Origin of the sequence: Lutibacter oceani (assembly GCF_003384935.1) — a bacterium.
GTDB classification, from domain to species: Bacteria; Bacteroidota; Bacteroidia; order Flavobacteriales; family Flavobacteriaceae; genus Lutibacter; species Lutibacter oceani.
Genome location: NZ_QTTQ01000012.1, coordinates 1 through 21,662, shown reverse-complemented (window position 1 = coordinate 21,662; position 21,662 = coordinate 1). Strand labels below are relative to the sequence as shown.

At 30.0% G+C, this 21,662-nt stretch carries 15 protein-coding genes and 1 pseudogene; all 16 read right to left on the bottom strand.

Going from position 1 to position 21,662, the window contains the following annotated elements:
• Nucleotides 1–46: 46 nt before the first annotated feature.
• Complete coding sequence (locus tag BX611_RS12965; protein WP_115882011.1) at nt 47–1,867, bottom strand: glycoside hydrolase family 2 protein; 1,821 nt, start codon at nt 1,865–1,867, stop codon at nt 47–49.
• A gap of 30 nt (nt 1,868–1,897) precedes the next feature.
• Nucleotides 1,898–4,690 carry a sugar-binding domain-containing protein gene (locus BX611_RS12960; RefSeq protein WP_115882009.1) on the bottom strand — a complete coding sequence of 931 codons (2,793 nt, stop codon included), beginning with the start codon at nt 4,688–4,690 and terminating at the stop codon, nt 1,898–1,900.
• 29 nt (nt 4,691–4,719) lie between these two features.
• Nucleotides 4,720–5,532, bottom strand: a complete 813-nt coding sequence (locus BX611_RS12955; protein WP_115882007.1) for an NIPSNAP family protein — start codon at nt 5,530–5,532, stop codon at nt 4,720–4,722.
• Between the two features lie 179 nt (nt 5,533–5,711).
• On the bottom strand, nt 5,712–6,620 hold the full coding sequence (locus tag BX611_RS12950; RefSeq protein WP_162880046.1) for an RHS repeat domain-containing protein: 909 nt from the start codon (nt 6,618–6,620) through the stop codon (nt 5,712–5,714).
• Nucleotides 6,621–6,789: 169 nt separating this feature from the next.
• Entirely contained in the window at nt 6,790–9,306 is a 2,517-nt protein-coding gene (locus BX611_RS12945) for a cation-translocating P-type ATPase (RefSeq protein ID WP_115882003.1), read from the bottom strand.
• A gap of 502 nt (nt 9,307–9,808) precedes the next feature.
• Entirely contained in the window at nt 9,809–11,005 is a 1,197-nt protein-coding gene (locus tag BX611_RS12940; protein WP_115882001.1) for an esterase, read from the bottom strand.
• Between the two features lie 201 nt (nt 11,006–11,206).
• On the bottom strand, nt 11,207–12,124 hold the full coding sequence (locus BX611_RS12935) for a hypothetical protein (protein WP_115881999.1): 918 nt from the start codon (nt 12,122–12,124) through the stop codon (nt 11,207–11,209).
• A 181-nt stretch (nt 12,125–12,305) separates the two neighbouring features.
• Nucleotides 12,306–13,052 (bottom strand): DUF6090 family protein, encoded by a 747-nt coding sequence (locus tag BX611_RS12930; protein ID WP_115881997.1) that lies wholly within the window; start codon nt 13,050–13,052, stop codon nt 12,306–12,308.
• Nucleotides 13,053–13,222: 170 nt separating this feature from the next.
• Nucleotides 13,223–14,284, bottom strand: a complete 1,062-nt coding sequence (locus tag BX611_RS12925; protein ID WP_115881995.1) for a ligand-binding sensor domain-containing protein — start codon at nt 14,282–14,284, stop codon at nt 13,223–13,225.
• Nucleotides 14,285–14,450: 166 nt separating this feature from the next.
• A complete protein-coding gene (locus BX611_RS12920; protein ID WP_115881993.1) occupies nt 14,451–15,242 on the bottom strand; it encodes a cation transporter in 792 nt (263 codons plus the stop codon).
• Between the two features lie 158 nt (nt 15,243–15,400).
• A pseudogene (locus BX611_RS12915) lies at nt 15,401–16,375 on the bottom strand (serine hydrolase domain-containing protein).
• Nucleotides 16,376–16,674: 299 nt separating this feature from the next.
• Nucleotides 16,675–17,847, bottom strand: coding sequence for a DUF1624 domain-containing protein (locus BX611_RS12910; RefSeq protein ID WP_240324993.1), 1,173 nt, complete (start codon nt 17,845–17,847; stop codon nt 16,675–16,677).
• A 187-nt stretch (nt 17,848–18,034) separates the two neighbouring features.
• Nucleotides 18,035–18,460 (bottom strand): hypothetical protein, encoded by a 426-nt coding sequence (locus BX611_RS12905; protein WP_147296427.1) that lies wholly within the window; start codon nt 18,458–18,460, stop codon nt 18,035–18,037.
• Between the two features lie 257 nt (nt 18,461–18,717).
• On the bottom strand, nt 18,718–19,008 hold the full coding sequence (locus BX611_RS12900) for a hypothetical protein (RefSeq protein WP_115881987.1): 291 nt from the start codon (nt 19,006–19,008) through the stop codon (nt 18,718–18,720).
• Nucleotides 19,009–19,012: 4 nt separating this feature from the next.
• Nucleotides 19,013–19,504 carry an RNA polymerase sigma factor gene (locus BX611_RS12895; protein ID WP_115881985.1) on the bottom strand — a complete coding sequence of 164 codons (492 nt, stop codon included), beginning with the start codon at nt 19,502–19,504 and terminating at the stop codon, nt 19,013–19,015.
• Nucleotides 19,505–19,734: 230 nt separating this feature from the next.
• Nucleotides 19,735–21,462: a tetratricopeptide repeat protein gene (locus BX611_RS12890; protein WP_115881983.1), complete on the bottom strand. Its 1,728-nt coding sequence runs from the start codon at nt 21,460–21,462 to the stop codon at nt 19,735–19,737.
• Between the last annotated feature and the right edge of the window lie 200 nt (nt 21,463–21,662).

The following is a 21,662-nucleotide window of genomic DNA, read 5'->3' as shown; positions in this document are numbered from 1 at the left end:
TTACATAAATTTTAAAGAGTTATTTTTAATTAATTGATATCTGAATTTAATTTTTGTTATTATAGTAATTTTGTAATACAAAAAATGCTTTCTTTTTCTGACCGTCATCAGAAATTAAACCTTTTCTGTTCCAACCATCTTGTATTTTGGGTAAAGGTCTTCTTGGCGATCTAAAATCAACCAAAATCCAAGGAGATATTCCTTGAAGTTGATCAATTTGTTCAATCATTTTTAAAGTTTCTTCATATAAATATTCTTGAAAGTCCTCGGTCCATCGTGTAGTTTTTTCTCCATAAAATCCTTTTTTTGCTCCAGCACCAAATTCAGAAATAATTACAGGTTTATTTATTTCTATTTTCCACTTAATTTTTTCACATTCTTCAGGTAAACCTGCGTACCACCCAATATATTGATTGAAACTTAAAATATCCACTACTTCAGCAAAAGGATCGTGTATTGTTTTTACCGTTGAGCTTCCTTTAAAGCTACTTTGTTCTAAGGCAGCACTTATAAGTCGCGTTGGATCAAGTGTTCTGGTTTTTGTTGCCAATTTGTTTAAAAAAATATTTCTTTCGTTGCTTGAAGGTGTTTCATTTGCCATTGACCAAATAATTACTGAAGCCCTGTTTTTATCTCTGTTTATAACTGTAGTTAATTGATTTTGAGCATTTTTAAAAGTATCTTCATTATCCCATTGAATGGTCCAGTAAACTGGATTTTCTTCCCAAACTAACACGCCCATTTTATCAGCTAGTCTAACCATATGCTCGTTATGTGGGTAATGCGCAAGACGTACATAATTGCATCCCATTTCTTTAGCCCAATTTAATAGTTGTTTAGCATCTTCTAATGAATATGCTCTTCCTTTTCGAAACGGACTTTCTTCATGAATAGAAATTCCTTTTAAAAATATTTTTTTATCATTTAATAAAATGAATTTGCCTTCGGTTTTAATTGAACGAAAACCAATTTGATCTTTAATTTCTTCCCCTTCAGTATTTAAGATAACATTATATAAGAATGGATTTTCTGGTGACCAATATTTTATTTTTTTATTTGTTAATTCAAATTCAATAACTCCGTTTTCATCCGTTAAAAATTCTTTATTAATTTGAAGTTGTGGAATGGATAGTTGTATTTTTTTATTAGTAATTTCTGTACCATTTAATGAAACAAATCCTTTAATTTTATTTTTGTTATTAGGATCTAATTGAATAAAATAATCTTGAATAAAGTTTGAACTGGTTTCTATAAGTTTTACACTTCTGGTAATTCCTCCATAATTCCACCAATCTGTATTTAAAGTTGGCACACCTTCTTTTTTTCGTTTGTTATCTACTTTTACAACCAAAAAATTATCGTTGGTTTTTAAAAGATCAGTAATTTCAAAGTTAAAAGGAGTAAATCCACCAATATGAGTCCCTAACTTTTTACCATTTAAATAAACATGTGATTCATAATTTGAAGCTCCAAAATAAACAAATACTCTATTTGTGCTTTTTGATTTTGAGTAGTTAAATGATTTTTTATACCAAACGGTACCTTCATAATAAAATAGATTTTCTTTTTGAGTATTCCAATCTCCGGGAACCTGAATTGTTTCGGAAGCATCAAAATCGTATTCAACTAAATCCGATGGATTTGAAGGTTTGGAATTTAAAAAATAAGCATTTTTTGAAGGATTTTCCTGGGTATCGAAAGCTTCATACCGATAATTAAAATACCCATTTTCATAAGGATCAACTATATAATTCCAATTTCCATCTAAAAGGGTAGAGGTTCTGTTGTAGGTGTTTATAATTAACTTTTCTTGAGCATAATTTTGTGTTAAATTAAATATTAAAACAAAAAGGATAATTTTTTTCATAATCTAACTTTAAATTTGGTATTTATTAAATTAATTATTGTTAAATAATGCTGTCAATTTTTCTGATGTTAAATGGTTACTCGGATTAAAATCGTTTGAATTCATATAACTAATAATTGATTGATATAATTGAGCAGCTTCGGGTTTATCTAATATTTTTTTAAGTTGAGACATGCAAACTAATAATTTACCATTGCTAACCTTAAATTCAAAAATTAAACCTAATTTATGATTTCTTTCAAGATTATCTATTACTTGAACAATTGGATAATAATCATTTGCGGTGTTGTCCAAAATTAATGAATTACTTGCTTTAACAATAGAAAACCATTGCCAATTTGTATGAAATTCGGTTGGGAAATTTTTAAATAAAGCGTGTTTAGGATTTGTTAAAAGACCTAAAGTTCCCGGAGATATTGGTTTTTCTACCCACTCACTAATTCCTTTAAACATTCCATAATTCCAAAATTCTGGAGGAAAATGTCCAGAAAAACTTATTTTATCAACGTCTTTAGTTTGTGGAAATAAAAGTACTTTTTCACCATTTTGTAACCTGTTTATAACTTCATTGTTTAATTTTTCAGCTACAAATATATCTTTGGTGGTTTCAATAGTTGCTGTTGTTGGATACACCCAAATAGGGTAGGTATTAGCATATTCTGAATTAGGTATAGCAACATTTACAGTTAGTTTTTCGGGGTTATTTATTGAAGAAAGGTTAACATTTAATTCTCCAATTTGAGACAAACCTCCATTTGTAATTTTTAAATCTGAAATTGTTCCTTGCTTTACAAGGGTGCCATCCTGCTTTTTAATTTCCCAATTTAATATGTTGGTTATTGCTTTATTTGAATAGTTTGCAACTACAATTTTAGCTTGAAAGTTTTCAGTATTCGTATAACAATATTTTGGAAATTCAAGTAATATTACTAAATCATTACAAGACTGCTTCCAAATTTCTGGAGTAACAACATTTTTGCTATCCATAAAAGCATCTAAAATACCCACAAGCGCTGTGCCTTGACCGGGAAAATCTTGTAAATCTAGTAATTGAAACCCTCCAAAACCTTTTGTTCTTAATGCAGCTTCCATTTCAGCCTTATAACAAAGTGCAGACCATACTCCAGATGCTTGTTGAAATGCACTGTCCATTTTAATCATTCCAGCTTTTTTGAGTCTGTTTTTAAAAACTTCCAAGTTCCAGGCACGTAAAACACCTGTGTATTTAGTAATTTCATTATAATTAGGAAAAATTTGATATTGCCCAATTTCGTGACTAATTATTGGCATGTTAAGTGTGCTAACAGGAAGCTCAAAATTAATTTCTGTTGAAGGTACTTGTGTATTTAAAATGCCTCCATTTTCAGCATCTGCAAATGCATGAGTTAAACGTGTATGCGCTATACTAGTATTACCTTGGTTTGGAACTCGTGCACCAACAAAAAAATCTGAATATTTTCTTGGAGCAACATAACCAATATTATTATTTGAACCCATGGTATAAAGCGGACGATTGTCATATGCTTTTAATTGGAGCATGTATTTTTCTACTTTTTCATGACCGCTCCAAATTTCATTACCAGGCGAGAACATTACAAAAGAAGGATGATTGGCATAGGCTTTTAGCATTGCAATTCCTTCGTTTTTCATTTTTTGTGCAATGGTATCTGATTCCATTCCTCCCCAAAAAGGTAATTCTACTTGTAAATAAATTCCTTCCTGATCTGCAGCTTCAAAAGCAGCTTCAGGAGGACAATATGTATGAAACCTGTAATGATTTATACCATAATTTTTTGCGATTTTATAAATTCTTATCCAATCTTCAACATTCATAGGTGGGTATCCTGTTAATGGAAAAACAGCAGCATCGTGCTTTCCTCTTAAAAATGTTTTACGTCCATTTATAGAAAATTGTGTTCCGTTTACAGAAAACGTACGCATTCCAAAGTTAACAGATTTACTATCTTTAATAGTTCCATTTGAAATTACAGTTGATAGCCTGTAAATTGGTTGCTCGTTTTCATCCCACAAGGCTGCAGCTTCATTAAATTTATATTCCAGATTTATTTTTGGTTCATATGGTTTAACTATTTTTTTAGTTTTTAAAGTTGTTTTTTTGCCATTAATTGTTTTCTCAATAATAAGATCAATATGTAAGTTTTTAAAATTAAGTTGATTTTCAATTTCTAATTCAATATCAATTTTATTTTGCTCAATGTTTGGAAAAACCTGAAGGTTTGATATAAAAGTTTTAGGTGATACTTCTAAATACAATTTACCCAATATCCCATTCCAATTTGTTTGTGTATCATCTGAATAAATATGAACATTACCATATGGAGTTAATTTTAAATCATTATTTATTTGAAAAGTAATATAGTGATCTCCAGGAGCTAAATAAGTTGAAACATCAAATTTTTGAGAAGATTGAAGTAATTGAGACTCACCAACTAAAATGCTGTCAATCCATACTTTTGAAGATTTAGAGCGTTCAATAATGAGCTGTATATTTTTATCTTTAAAAGTTTCAGGAATTATTACTTTTTTTCTATACCAAGCTATGCCTTCATATTTATAAAGCCTATTTAGGTGCATAGTTGTGGTATCTGTATTTTTAAATCCTTTTTGACTTAAATCTGTAGTTCCTGGTAAATTTATTGAATCCTTTAAATCAAGCAAAAACCATTTTTCATGTATTCCAATGTTTGAAGTGTCTAAAGCAAATTGCCATTGTCCTTGAAGGTTAATGTGTTTTCTGTAATTTTCTTTTGAAGTGTTACATCCTATAAAAAGGATAAACATGAATAGGTAAATGTTTTTCATTTAATTTTAAAATGATTAATAACTATTTTTTAATAGTCTGAGTATTCAGTAGGGTAAAGGAAGTTAATAGTAATATTAGAAACATTGTTTTGATATTTAGGCATGGTAGATAATTTTTTCCATTCAGGAGAATCAACAAATGCTTTCCAGTGTTCATCCCTGCTTTTTTGATTTTCAAAAGTGGTCATATACATTAAATTGGGCATTTTTGCTCCTGAAATTACTTCACCATAAAAAACAGCATTAAATTCAAGTTTTTCAAAAAGTTTTATTTCACCACCAGCATTAAACATTTCTAATTTATTTATAAAATACTTTTCTGTTGGTGATTCATAACTCCGTAATTCATAAACACGATCTTCTTTTGGACCATTTAATATTGAAGGTTTCATCATTGGCATGTCTTTAAATGCTTTCATTAAAGTAGATGCCATACGTTTATAAGGAGGTTTTAAATAATTAGCGTTTAAATATTCGTTTCCAGCATTTAAATATAGAGTGTCTTTGGCAAGATCTTTTTCTAAACTTAGGAATTTTTGTATGGATGAAAACGGAATTAAAACAATAATTTTTTTGATACTATCTGTTTTTTCTGGTCTTATTTTAAATACACCAATATGTTGGATGTCTAATTTTTTTAGAGCAGGAATAAAAGCTCTTTTAAGAAATTGATCTGTAGTTTTCTCTTGTTCGTCAGAATTAAAGGTATATTCTCTAAGTTGATAATATTCTCTTACGTTTTGTAAATGATTTTTAGCTACTGTGTTTGGTGTTTTTTTTTGACTACAAGCTGTTGTTGATATTATAATAACTATGGAAAAAATAAATCTTAATATTCTCATTTTTTAGTTTTTTTATTATAGCTTTTTATTCTTAATTGTAATTTTACATTAGTTGCATAAAGATTAAAATGTAACAAACGCCACTTTTAACAATGTTTAAATTTAATGTTTTTTTAGTTTAGAATTATTCTAATTAATTTTATAAACCAATTTTTATAATACATTGTTGTATCAAGTTTTTATTCCCAAGTATAAGAAACAATTTCGCCATAAGTATTTGTATTAAATACATTAGTCTTTTTTGAAATAATGGAACCATCAATATCAAAAGAATATTCATGGTAATCTCTGTAATTCCAACCTTCAAATTGATACCATTGAATTTTTTTAGGATATTTAGTCCCTTGCTGTTCTATTAGAACCCTTTTTAAATTAAAAAAGCTATTGTTATAGCATAAAACATTAAAATAAAAAAAAGCATTGAAATGCGGATTTTTTTCTTCATTTCCATAGATTACATTCAAATCTATGTCAGTTGTATCATAAAGCCCTGGTTGGTATAATCCGCTTCCTGAGATACAATTACCTTCATTATCATAAGTAAAGACCATATCCGCTTGCAGCGTGTTTTTTCTAATTATTTTAACTCCTGTAATCCAATTATTCGACAAAGATAGTATAACCGTTTCACTACCTATTCCGTCAGTAACCACTGTAATTGTATTATCTCCATAGTTTACAACTTTATTATAATTATACATGCCAATTAATTTACCATCTTCAGCATTATAAATATTATCTATTATTTCAATGTTGGATATTTTGTTGTCGTTATTGTAAGATATATTTTTTATAAACTCAAAATTTGTCCCATCATCATTATATTGAAAATCTACCACTTTGATAAGACGATCAGAGCCATTGTAATCATATGAACTCATAACTAATCCATTTTCATCGTTAATTTCAATTAAATTATTATTTGCATCATAGACTAAATTCTGAGTTAATCGGATTTGACCATCTAAATAGCTATAGTTAATATTGGTTAAATGTTTTTGAGAATTGCTGTTTTCATCACTATCAGATGAGCAACATATTAATGTTAATCCAAGTATTATTCCAAGTAGTGTATTTAGTTTTTTCATTTGTGAAAATTGTTCAAAATATCTCATACCAAAAGATATTTTTTTTATTACAGCAGTTTTAGTATAAAGATATTTGCGGATTTTAAACCTTAATTTTCCGATGTTTAAAAATAGTATTTTTTTTTAAAAACATTTTATAGTATTTAAATAAACAATTTTTTACGCCTTGTTAGCGGTTGGTGTATTTATTGGTTTTAAACGTTTTTCTATTATTAAAATATTTCACAGTTTCGAGAATTAGTAAAACTGAAATTGCCCCAATAATTGATGAAATAAAGTGCCTGTAGCCCGGGAATTGAAAACTGAAAATATGTTGTAAAAATGGAACTGAAATAATAAGAAATAACATAATAATAGCTATGGAAAGAATAATCCATACAGCCCAATTTCTTTCTGTAATAACTTTAAGAAAGTTTCTTGTTTTAGAAAGATTAGTAAGAATTAAAAATACATTTCCTATAACTAATGAAGAAAATGCAATTGCTCTGACCTCTTCGTTTGTATGTCCTTCTTGAATAGAAAGAAAGTAAATTGTTAATGACATTCCAAAAACGAGTAATCCTTGTAACACACTTGCAAAAATTTTATTTCCACCAAAAAACTTTTCTTCTGGATTTCTTGGTTTTCTATTCATAATATTCTCCTCCTCTTGTTCATTTTCAAAAGCTACGGAGCAAATAGGGTCAATTATCAGTTCCAAAAGAACAATTTGTAAAGGCATTAATAGTATTGGTAACGAGGAAAAAAAAGCAGGTAATAAGGTTAATCCAATTATCGGTATATGAATAGCAATTATATACGACATTGCTTTTTGAAGATTGTCAAATATTTTTCTTCCTAAACGAATTGCTGATACAATAGAAGCAAAGTTGTCATCTAATAAAACGAGAGAAGATGCCTCTCTAGCAACATCAGTTCCCATATTACCCATTGCTATTCCAATATTAGCGGCTTTTAATGCTGGAGCATCATTTACACCATCACCTGTCATTGCAACAATTTCATTATTGGCTTGTAGGGCTCTAATTATTCGTAATTTTTGTTCGGGAATTACACGTGCAAAAATGTTTATGGTAGAAATTCTATTTCTTAGTTCATCATCGTTTATAGTATTTAATTCATAGCCCGTCATTAATTTTTTATCAACCTTCATACCTATTTGTTGGGCAATACTTTTGGCTGTAGTAGGAAAATCACCTGTTATCATAATTACTTTTACACCAGCATCATTGCATTCGTTAATAGCTTGTGGAATTTCAGGACGAATGGGATCTTCCAAGCCAATTAACCCTAAAAATTTAAATTCGAAATCAGTTTGTGAATCAGGTAAAATTTTAGCTTCAAATGAAGAATTTGCTACTGCAATTACGCGATGTCCTTTTTCTGCAAAAGATTCAACAATGTTTAAATATTTTTCAGTATCCAGGGTATTTAATTTACATAATTTAAAAATGGTTTCAGGAGCACCTTTACACGCCACTATTGTTTTACTGTTTTTATTATCCTTCAACACTCTTGTTATAGCTAAAAGTGATTTGGTTAAGGGATATTCTTTAAGTAATTCTGTAACAGGAATCAAATGCTTATTTACTAATTGGTTTGCATTTTTAAAAGCTTTTTCCATTGGATCAATAGCTTTTTCTTGTGAAGCCAGGTGAGCAAAATTCAAAATTTCAGATATGTGGTTTCGATTTTCTAAAAATGTATTTTTTGAAAATGTTTTATTTCCATTATACACAATTGTAACTTCCATTTTATTTTGTGTAATGGTTCCAGTTTTATCACTGCATAAAACTGTTGCAGAACCTAATGTTTCAATAGCTGACGGCTTTCTTGTCAATACCTTTTTCTTTGACAGTCGCCAGGCACCTAAAGCAAGAAAAACAGTAAGTACTACTGGAAACTCTTCAGGAAGTATAGCCATTGCGGTTGCAAGTCCATTTAAAAGTGAATGAATGAAATTGCCTTTTACAAAATAAAACGCGATAACCACAACTGCACTAATAATACCTCCCAAAACAAATAAATTCCGAATTAAGGATTTCATTTCTATTTGCATACGGGTTTCTTGCTGTTCAATACTTAATAATGAACGTCCAATTTTTCCAAATTCCGTATGTATTCCTGTAGCAAGTATTTTAACATATCCTTTACCCTGAATTACAAGTGTTCCACTATAAACATGCCCAATTATATTGGTAGGATTTTTCTGTGCAGATTTTAAGACAGGAATGGATTCTCCTGTTAATATAGACTCGTCTATGGTGAGATTTAAGCTATCAATCAAAATTCCATCGGCAGGCACTCTATCGCCTTCGTTTAAAATAATAATATCATCGGGTACAACTTCTCTTCCAGCAATCCTTATTTCTTGTCCGTTTCTAATAACCAAAGCTCTTGGAGAAGAGAGATTTTTAAGTACATTTAATGCTTTTTCCGTTTTTTGATATTGATAAAACGTAATGAAAATAATGATAAAAATAGTTGATAATAGAATCAATCCTTCATATATATCTCCTAAAATAATATATAACAAACCACAAGCAATAAGGAGTAAAAACATAGGCTCTTTTACTACTTCCATTGCAATACCAATAACGTTTTTAGGTTTTTCGGACGGCAATTCATTGTAGCCAAAAGAGGAGAGTCTTTCGTTTACTTCGTTTGTATTTAAGCCAATTATCAAATCTGTAAATTAAATGTTATTGTAACGGTTGGTTATTTTTTTTGTTGCTATTATATTATACTGAAATAGTTTGACCTTTTTTTATGGTTAATTTGTTTTTTATTCCCCTAGTTAAAACATTTTCATAACCTTGAAGTAGCAAAAATGCTTTATTTTAAGGTTTTATCTTAAATTAAAAGTTCAAGTAAATTTACTTTATTTTTCCGATATGATTTATACTCGATATTAGGATTGTTTCGCCCTAAAAATGGCACAGGTTAACATGGATTAAGCTGTTAATTTATATGCCATATTAGGTGTTTTAAAATTGGTATAATCTTATTTTATTGTATAAATTATATGGAAAGTAAATAATTTTTTTAAATATTTCTTTTTATATAAATTCTAATTCTCTGTAAAAATATTATTTCCTTATGAAATAATGTTTTCTGTTTTTATACTTAGTTTTAGTTCAATAAAATCTTTATAAATAGCTATCAGCTTAAATTAAATAACAAACAAATTAATTAAATAGTTTAGGTGCAAATTCAGAGAGGTAAGTTCTCCAATTCTTCCAAATATGTCCACCTTCTGTTTCAACATAGGTGTATTTCATACCCATCTTATCAAGTTTTTCTCTAAACTCTTTGTTGGTTTTGTATAAAAAATCTGCATTTCCAATTGCTATCCAATATAATTTGTAGCCATTTTTCATTTGTGTATTAAGTGTTTCATCAATATTGGAGTAAACTTTTGCAGTTGCATCTTCTCGTGGCATAATTGCGGCAGAGAATAATCCGATATAATCGAAATAATTTGGGTAATATCGTGAGATATGCATAGAATGAAATCCGCCCATAGAAAGGCCTGCAATAGCACGATGTTGTTTATCAGCCTTTACTTTATAATTACTTTCTATAAATTTTATAATATCCAAAAAACTACCTTCATATGAACCATTCATTGTTTTAGGAGCCATAAATTGAGGCTTATAAAATCCATCACTTCCTTCTCCTGGTGCAGCATCCTGAGATACATTTCCATTTGGCATCACAACAATCATTGGTTCAGCTTTATTTTCAGCAATCAGGTTGTCCATAATTTGTGCGGTACGCCCCAATGATATCCACGATTCTTCATCACCACCAGCTCCATGTAATAGGTAAAGAACTGGATATTTTTGATTTGATTTTTCGTAGCCCGGCGGAGTGTAAACGGTTAATCTACGATTCATACCTAGTTCAGGGGCATCATACCAACGACGTGCTATTGTACCATGCGGAATTTTATTTACCTTATATAAATCGGCTTGACCACCTCCAATAATAAAAATATTGGTTACTGAAGCTACATCTCTAACCAAGAAAGGATTACTGGGATCCTTTGTTGTTAATCCATCTACAATAAATGAATAACTGTAAAGTTCAGGGTTTAATTCTTTGGTTTTATAGGTCCATACTCCATTATTATCCTTAATTAAATCTACCTTGCCAGGCATGTCTATTTCACCCATTGGACTTTGTTTCTTTTCAGTTGGTAAAAAGTCGCCTGTAATTTGAACCAAATTACTGTTTGGTGCTAGCATACGGAATATTACAGAATTGTCCTGTTGTATTTCAGGTGATGTAATTTGCTGGTTACTAAATAAGGCTTGTTGTGCGTTTGAGTTTGCACTCATAAAAATAATCGATAAGATGAATAGGGAAATGTGTTTTTTCATTTTTTTGGTTTTTCTAAATTCAGTTTAATCTGTTGGTCATTATAATATATTAATACAGGTACTGGATTTTCATCAATTAAATTTAATATATTTTTATATTAGAATCATTCTATTTAACTAAATGAAGCTATTTTTTTATGTACATTGTTAGCAACAGTTTTTTAATTCTATTTTTCAGTTTCCTTTACTTTTAAAAACTTGTTAATCCTTTATCCTTTTATAGAAGTCATAATCCAAACCTTTTTTAAGACCTAAGAAACTGGCATCGAGATTTGAAATTCTATATCTATTTGATTGATAAGAATATTTTCCATTATATTGAAGTTTAAGCCAAACTTCATAATTATATGAATAATCATCATCAATTTCCACAAACCACCTTCCTATCACATTTTCATCATATACTATCTCTTTTTGTTCATTAAACTCAAGCTCATACGTAGATGATTGCCAATGACCTGGTAACATTTTATGAATTGCATCAATAATATCAATCGGTTTGGTTGAAGAATCTATATTATAACTATCAAATTTAGTCATGGTTTTTTCTTGTTGATGAGATGGACAGCGACCACTAAGACCATTAACCCAAGCATCTTGAGCGCATAGATTTCCACCCCACATATAACCTTTTGACGATTGGTTATAAGCTATTTGAAACCATGGATAGCCATCTACTATGCTGTCTGTAACCCTAATTAACATTATAGAAGAATTAGAAGTAAGCACCGTAACTTTATTCTCTGTAAAAGCTGGTCCGCTATAGATTGTCCCATCTATTATTCCAACGGGAATTGGATCTTTAAAACTGCTAGTGGGAACAAATATTTTGTAAATATAAAAGCTTAAACCTATTATTCCGGCTGCCAAAAAGACAACTTTAAATCCGAAATGTTGTACTAAGGTGCCAAATACCCATGATATAAATGTTATTATAGTTAAAAGTGCACCGCCTACCATAAACAAGATACCCAAAATAACAACCATAACTCCTAGAACTCCATTACTGCTAACAAAATCTGATGCAATCATGCTTTGTCCAATCCAGACAATCAACAATCCAGAAATAATTAGGATTATGGCAGTAATATGGCCAATTTTTTTAAGATTTATAGTCATCTGAATTTCTTTGTTTTGTGATTACTTCCAACAGTCTCGGCTATCAGTAGTTGCGTGGTTTAGCACTTAACTTTGCAAGTAAACACCAAGCTGGAAATTCCGCAGGAATTTTCAAAGTAGGCGAGAACAAGCAATTACTAATAGCCATTGTTGTGCTTTTGTTAATTCATAAAGAATGTTTTCATTTTTCGGTCTGTGTGAGTGCTATTACTTGATCAATAATAATCTTAGCTTTTTTATATCTTAGTATTCTTTGTCTCGTATACACCAGGCAATCGTCTATAATATTTTCAAAGACTATGTCAGTGAAAAATTTAAAATGATCATATTCTAACGACGAACGTCCTTCTGAAATTATCCAACCACCTTCATCTAGATTTCTTAAAGAACCATTTTCTCTATAAAAATTTAATAAATTATTAAAACCCTTTGTAGCGTCTGAATCTTTATCTGTAATATCTGTGGCAACTAAAGACCATTCATAAAGTTTGCTCTTTAATTCTTCACTAGTAAGGGTACTTAATTTCCCAGAACTTTCTAAATTTCTCAAGGTATATTCACTTCTTGTCCAATATGGATCAGAAAATGAATTCCTTAAAATACTGTCTAGTTGTTTTGGAGAAAAGTCAAGATTTGGGTTTGGTTGTATGTTTAGAAACACAAAACTCAATGACTGTTCCATGCGGTTTAGTTCCAGTAGTACAGAATCTAATGTTATACTGTTTTGATAAAATTCAGCATTAAGTGTTTTTAAAACCTTTGATTCACTAGCAAGTTCCTTTCTTTCTTCATTCCAATTGTTAATACTTAATGCAATTAAAAATCCAATAACAACCAAAATAATTTCTCCGATTGCATATTTCAGATATTTTCCTGTTTTTCCTTCCAAAAGTAAGTTTTGGCGAATTTTTCTAAAGAATTTTATCATTGGTTAATGGTTTATCATATTGAAGCACAACAGTCAAGTATAAGCGTAGTGCGGGATTAGAAGCACTTCATTTTCCGTTTAGCTGTAAGTTTATTAAAATTAATTACTTTCATATTAGCACTTTCGCCCGCATTAGGTATAGCCATTGTTGTGCGTTCGTATTTCATTCTTTAAAGCCATTTACTAAATGATTTTCCGTTAAATTTATAAACTCCTCCATCTGCCATTCCAAAGAGTAAATTGTTATTATTGTCTCTGTATATGCACCAAATCATTTGAGATTTAAGATATTTATCAATAGTATAGTTTGTTACAGTTTTGCCATCAAATCTCCAAGCTCCTGTATCTCTATCTCCAAACCATATATTCCCTTCTGAATCTTCTTCAATTGCAAAAACGTGTTCCATTGTCCCGGGTGGTGAGATATTTCCATTTTTACCGCTATTCTTGTGAATAAGGCTGTTGATATCCGAAAAATTTATTGTTTTATCATTCTCCATTAGTAAAACTCCAATTCCATTATTTCCTATCCAAATTCGCCCTTTTGAATCTGCTATAACACTTCTTATATGTAATTCTTCATTGTCTTTAAGTTCCAATTTTTTTTTGTCAAGAACGTTTATCATTTTCCCATTAAAGTTGAATAATGCCGCATATGTTGCAATCCAAACCTCTCCGTCTTTATTTTTTGATATGTCTGTTACACCGTATGAATTATTCGGATTTTCATTTTTTGGTTTTGGAAAAATTAAATAGTTCATATTTATTCCGTCAAAACGATTTATTCCGTCTTCTTCACCTGCATAAAACCATAAGTCCCCAATAGTTTCATTCCATTCAATTTTTGGAACGTTAGTATTAATTGAATAGTTAGTAAACCTCCCGCTGTTATAGACACTTACTCCTTTTGCAGTTCCAAACCAAATATTTCCATTTTTGTCTTCTTGAATTGATCGGATTTGATTGTCGGATAAACCGTCAATAGTGGTAAAGTATTCAAATGATTTTCCATCATAATAGCTTACACCTTCATTTTGACTTCCAAGCCAATAACTGCCTTTAGCGTCTTGAAAGATAGCACGTACACCTGAAGTAAAGTTTAAAGTGTCAATTTTTGAAGAGCTTAGCAATTCAGATTTTCTAATTTCTTTTTCGGTTGTTTTAGATTCAAAGCAAGAAAGGTTCAGAGATAATAAAACAATCAGATATATCATTCTTAATAATTTGTTCATTCTTATCTCTTTTTATATGATGCACAAAGGGTTTGAGCATGAAAAGTTGCGGGTTTTGAAAACGCAATTTTCCAATGATTAAATTTAATTTTTTTTTATTAGAATCATTCTATTTTATTGAATTAAGCAATTTTTTATACCTAATGTTGTAACCTGTGCTTTTTTATCATCCAAGTTTTAAAATCCTATAGGCTCCTTGAATTACAAGTATAAAAACAACCGTTCCTATAATCAAATCAGGCTTGTTAGAATTTAGCAAATGAACTAAAAATCCTGCAATAATTACTCCTAAATTTATTATTACATCATTTGATGTGAATATCACACTCGCTTTCATATGTGCCTCGTCTTTGCTTTTTGACTTTTGCAAGATGTAAAGACAAATTCCGTTTGCAATAAGTGCTAAAATCGAAATGATAATCATAGTAGAAAAATCTGGAAGTTTTTCCTCTCCGAAAAATCTTCTTAAAACTTCTACAAATCCGATAATGGCAAGTGTAATTTGAAAATATCCAGCAAGTTTTGCAATCCGCTTTTTCTTAATTAATGTTCCACCAACAGCAAACAAGCTAATTCCATAAACAAAACTGTCGGCAAGCATATCTAAACTATCGGCAACAAGTCCCAAAGATTTTGAAATAATTCCAGTTGACATTTCGATTATGAAAAAGACAAAATTGATTGCAAGTACCGACCAAAGTAACTTTATTTGGTTTGTATTTTCTTTAAATTCAGGTTGGTCTGTTTGTTCAGTCGAGATTTTCTTTCCACCTAAACTTAATTCGATAATGGACTTTTCTATTTGCTCAATTTCTCCGTTATGAAAAACTATCAGTTTTCGGTTAGCAATATCAAATTCTAAATGATTAATACTCGAAATACCATCTAATTTCATTCTGATTAAATTTTCCTCAGAAGGGCAATCCATTTTTGATATTTCAAATATTGTTTTTTCCATTTAGTTTAATTCAATCTGCATTGGTTACAACTTGGTTGTATAAGATTAGTTGCGTGTTTTAAGCACTAAAGTTAGCAAATAAATCACAGATAGAAAGTCCGCGAGGACTTTCGTAAACTGGCTAGAACTAGCAATTAATTTTATACGGTATTGTGTTTTTAATTTAAAGTCTTCATTGCCAATTCTGCTATTTCTCTGGTAATTTTTGTTGGTGAGTTACAATCACAGTTGTTCAGTCCAACAACATAAATATCATAGTCAGGAAGATATACACCCATAGACTTGAATCCGAAAAAGTGTCCTCCATGTTCCCTTGTAGAAATTCCATTTCTTTCTTTAATATGCCATCCATAACCATAGTTAATATGTTCTCCGTTATTCAATGTATAATTCGAGAATGCTTTATCAGTTGTTTTTTTACTAATTAAAAGGTTATTTTTTATGGCTTCTTGCCAAGTAAACATATCATTCACAGTAGACATCAATGCACCAGTAGAATAAGCAAAAGAATAACTAACTTGTCTACGATTAACATAACCATTTTTATTATGGTAACCCGAAGCTCTGTTTTTAATAGCCTCTCTATGACTTCCATATTGTGAAGATGTCATTCCTATTTTTTTAAAAATTTGTTCTTCAACAAAATTAGCATAGGGATGTCCAGTTACTTTTTCAATGATATAACCTAATATTACATATCCTGAATTATTATATTTAAATTTTTCTCCAGGAAGAAAATCCATAGGTTCATTTTTAAAAAAGCCTATTAGCTCTAAAGGGGTTAAATCTTGTGTCGAAATTGCATTTAACCCCTTAACCCTGGTAAAATCTTAAATTCCTGATGTGTGTGTTAATAAGTGATGAACTGTAATTTTATGTCCATTTGTTGGGTAATCAGGAATGAACTTAGTTATTTCTTCATCCAAATTCAGTTTGCCTTTTTCCATAAGCATTAAAATAGATACTGCTGTAAACTGTTTTGTCATAGAAGATATTTCGAAGACGTTTTCCGTATGCATAGGAAGATTTAATTCTAAATTTGAAAGACCGAAGGCTTTTTTATAAACGATAGTTCCGTTTTTAGAAATCAAGAAGGTTGCTCCAGGAGCATTCGGTTGATATTTTTCCTGCAATAAACTATCAATTTTTAATTCGAAATTTTGTGAGTAGATTATAGATTGTGAATTAAGAGACAATACAGTAATTGCGATTAATAGGGACTTTAAATAATTTGCTTTTTGCATTTTTTAATTTTTCTAAATGTTATTTGCTCTTTGGACGTCTAATTAAACAGTTAGGTTACAAAAAAATAACATATTGAAATTATTGATTGAGGTTATTGAATTCGGGTAGTTTTTTCAAATGTCTCGTCCTATTAATGGTTAGTTGCGCGGTTAAGCAACTAATTATACACGGTGTTGGCAACATTAATTTATAAATAACTTAACCACTTTTTATCTTTATTATTCATTTTGTATTTGTCAAATTTTTTGCAAAGTGGATATAATAAAAGGATTATAAATATCCAAACAACATATACAATCCACAAATTAAATCCATAACCTTTTAATTCTTCCATATCAGTTACCCATTTTGGTAGTACCATCATTGTCCATCCAAATCCAGTTAATTTAGCCATTATTCCAGCTAAAAAGTGTATTAGATATAAGTGCAGTATGTAATAGAAGAATGGTACTCTCCCAAATGTCTGAAAGAAAGAAACAACTTTCCCCTTTAATTTTTCCGTGTTTGCAAGAAATAAAAATGAAGGCCCCAAGGTCATTAGTAAAAATAACAATGAAGGTGGGTATTTTGTAGTTGCCATAAATGACATAAGTGTTTTGGATATATTGTTATATCCTTGCCATTGATTTAAATCTCCATAGTAATTTGAATAGCGTAATATTATAAACAAAGCTATTAGAGATACTCCCAAAATGTTAAGTGCTTTTTTTCTAAATTTAACATCAACAGTTTTATTGTACAAAGCACCAAACCAAAATCCAAGAGACATAACACCAACCCAGGGAATTATAGGATAAGAAACATAAAGTCTTCTTCCTCCAAATATGTTAACCCCATTTTCTTGATGGACTAATGACCATAAAAAACTCTCATTAAAATTAAGACTATCGAGAAGATTATGACCAAAAATTAGTATAACACTAATAAGTAGAATAATATTTTTCGGCAAGTATATTATACCAGCAAGTAAAACCATACTCATTCCTAATGACCAAATAACGGCTAATTCGTTATAGGTAAAATAAATATCAAAATTCCAAGCAAAATTCACTAACGTTAACTCTATAAAAATCAACCATATTCCACGTTTTAAAAGAAATTTAGCAAGTTGATTTTTAGTTTTTTTTCTACTAATTAAAAAAGCAGAAATTCCGGCAAGAAAACAGAATACAGGCGCACAAAAATGTGTTATCCATCTTGTTATAAAAACAAACCAATCTGCTGTATTTGGGTCAGTAGGGTTTATTGAAAACGCATCGTTGTGAAAAAAATCACGAGTATGGTCTAATGCCATAAGAATTAGAACTATTCCTTTCAAGAAATCTAAAGATTGTATTCTGTTTTTTATCGATGCTTTCAAGATTTTGTCATTATTGTTGCTAACGTTTATGTATATGGAAAGTTGCATGTTTGTGTACGAAGATTTTTCGAAAGAAAATAAGATGCAAGCAAACAAAGTAACTTACATTTTTTAATCTAAAACTAGCAATTTTTTATACCCATTGTTATGCGTTCGTATTTTATCCGTTAATTTTTAAATTTGGAAATTATTGTTTCATTTCCACTCTAATCAATCTAATTATTTTAGTGCCACTTAAATTCTCTACTGAATGTGGTGCCTCTGGATTTTTATACATTGTCATTGGGAAAACAAGAGGCTCAGGTATTTGACGAGTATCCATAATTACATTTCCTTCTCCATCACGGTCAATGAAATCTCCCGCTTCCATTATGTAAAGTACACTTGGCCACTGATGATGATGAACAGGTTCTAATTCTTTTGGCGCAAGAGTTACCTCCAAAACTCTTACTTTGTCGTTTTCCAGTAAAATTTTATGGTTATTTGGTGCAGACACAACTGCATCTTGGTCTTTAGGCCATTCCGCTGGATTTCCAGTTTTGTACAAAAGCTTTTGTTCATCAGTTGTTTGTCCGAAAACAGAAATAGTCGAAAATGCAGTAAAGCAAATCACAGCAATTAAAAATTTAAAAGTTGATTTCATATTTGGTCAGTTTTAGTTTTAAGTGCTTACTCTAATCGGTTTTCAGCTTTCCCGTTTTTCTTTATTACTGTTGTTCATCATATGACGCACAAGGGCTTTTGGTATGTTTTGTTGCGCGGTTAAGCAACTAATTTAGTAAATAAATACTAACCTATAAAATCCGTGAGGATTTTCGTAAGTAGGCTAGAACTAGCAATTAATTATACACGTTGTTGCCCCAGTAGTTTTTATCGCTTAAATCTATCAATTATTTTCTTTATAGATTCCGAAATGATGTTGATGTCTTTTTTTATTGAATCTTTTTCAAATTGACTGACTTTATCTTTTTTGGTTTTAGCCCAATTTACTTTCAAAGTAGCTATATCAGAATTAATTGAATCTTTCTCGAATTGACTTATCTTACCATTAAATTCATTTAAGAGCTGTGATACCTGAATATTAATTTTTTCGGATTGAGGTTGTTTATTCCAAGTATCTTTTATGTCTTTCCAAATGTCTTTTTGTTTATTATTCCACATAATATTATAGTTTATATGTTATACAATTTAATAGAGTTTTTTTTATTCTTTTCATTTTCACAGCTATATAATTCTCTGTCATTCCTGTTATTTCTGCAATTTCTTTATATCTCAATTCTTCTAAATAAAGAATGATAATTGATTTATCGGTTTCGTTCAATGAAGAGATACAAGAAGTAAGTGCTTTTTGCTTTGCTTGTTGTGTCCTATCAAGAGGCATATCAACAGGAACAAATTGAACAGATTCTAAACGAACTGTTTTAAAATTCTTTTTCTCTAACTTTTGTTTTGAGCGAAGACAGACATTTAGAGTAATTCTGTAAATCCAAGTGTCAATACTCGAATTGCCTTTAAAGCTTGATATAGATTTCCAAATTGCAAAAATCACTTCTTGGAAAAGGTCTTGAGGTTCTAAAGGGGTAACTGCGTAAATTTTACAAATTCTGTAAATTTTCTCTTTATTATTCTCAAGTAGTTGTTCAAATATTTCTGTCATTGGTTTTTGTATCTTTCATTATTACTCTCTACTTGTTTAGTGACAAGAGTTATCAAAATATGACAGATATTTCGATTTATTTTTAGATCCCTAATTACTGCCAACTTGTTTGTGTATGTTTAGTAGCGCGATTAAGTACGTAATTTAGCAAATAAAAACTGAATGCAAAATCCGCGAGGATTTTCGTAAGTAGGCTATAACCAAGCAATTAATTATAACACGTTGTTAACCTAGTTTTTATCAGACTTTATTACCTCCATTATGGTATTTAAAGCCTTGTCATTTCCATTAAAATAATCAGTTGATAATGCGTTTACTGGAATATGGGGAGCAATCCAATTCCTATTGTCTTCTGCTTTTGATGTTTGATGAAACTGTGTAGAAATAAGCCCCATTAATCCTGAATATGGTAACTTAAACCATCCTGCTTCTCCTATATGATTTGGTTTTGAACCACTGGGTTCACCTACAAGAATTGCATCAGTATATTTTGTGATATCCGTTAACAAATTTTGAGCCGCAGAAAAAGTTTCCCGTCCCATTAATACGAAAACGTTTCCATCTGGATTCATAATTTCGAAATTGATAATGGTTTTTAACATTGGTGGCAATATAGAACCATTTCCACCGTGATTATGTCTCAAATCTAATATTAAATGGTGAACCTTGTTTTTGGATATCTGACTACGTAATTCGATATTAAAATCTTTTAAAGTTTGTGTTTCCTTTTGTGTAACTATATTAAACTGAACATAGATGCTATTGTTTTCTGGGATTAATTTGTGCCAATAAGGGTCTTCTGTTTTCGACAAGAATAATGGTTGTTCTTTGTCTTTTAGTTTTGGCATTTTTGGGAAGTCAGAAAAATTCCAAGAAACTGGATTCATTATTATTTTTTGAGACTTTCCACTTCTGTCTTTCAAAGTAATTGCAACTTGATTGGCGTTCTCAACAATTCCTAAACCTTTTAATACATCTGGGAGTCCTAAATAATATGGACCCAACCAAAGTGTTTGCATATCGTTATCTCTAGCATTTATGGCATTTGTTTTTTGCAGCGCTTCTTCAGCATTTGTATTTTCAATCGATTCCACTTCATAACCAATCCATTTTTCAAAACCTATCTCAGCATCAACAATAAAAATTCCATCACTAAACTGATAAAACTGAACGGGAAGCTTTTTTAAGGCATCTTTGTTAGGGGATGTTGGAATAATTAAATTATGTCCATTGCCCAAACTACCAACAATTTTCATTAATTCTACAATTATTTGTTCATCATTTAATGACGCTATTTTTGTTTTTAAATTTAGAATTGCTTTTGATAATTCTGTTTTGGAAATAGCGTGATAAGGGCTATAATGTAACTCGTTAATTCTGTTTTCTAAGTATGAAATATCTTTAACCCAAGTTTCTTCTCTTGTAATATTTGCTTGATTATCATTTCCAAATAGTGCTAAAAAATTTTCATCTTCTATGAAGTCTTTAAAAGCAGCATCCCCTTTTAAGAATGGTTTTTCGTCATAACGAGATGCAAATCCTTTTTGTAACCATAATAAAGCATTCTCCTTATCTCCATCTTCAGCATAGGCTTTGGCAATTTTAATCATTATATCATTTGAGGGTGCTGAGCCTGTCGGAATATCCGTTAAAATAGTACCTCCAGATTCAAGAGTTTTTTTTAATACCATAATTGCATTTGTAAACTGTCCAGTTTCATAATAGGACAGCCCTAATAAATAAAATAAATCAGCGTCGTTTTGATATTGTGTGGTTAGGTTTTTTAAAATTTCAATGGATTCTTGCCATTTTTCATTCTTAACTAAGCTTATGGCTTCGTTTCTGTGATGAATATATTCTAATGGACTTTCAATAGTGTTATTTTTCGTTTGTGAAAACGTATAATTTATATTTATTAAAAGGAAAAGGATTATGCTCGTAATGGTTATATTTTTCATATTTAATTATAGTTTCTTAATAAGAAGGACTAATAATGGAAAGAATTGTTACACTTCATAATGTATTATACTGATATAGGTTGACCATTTTTTTATTAAAATTCCTTTTATTAAATAGTCAAATACTGTAAATTTTGTTTATTTCTTCGATAGCTTTTATAATTTACATTTTGATTTATATGTACGTGTTTTGGCGTTAA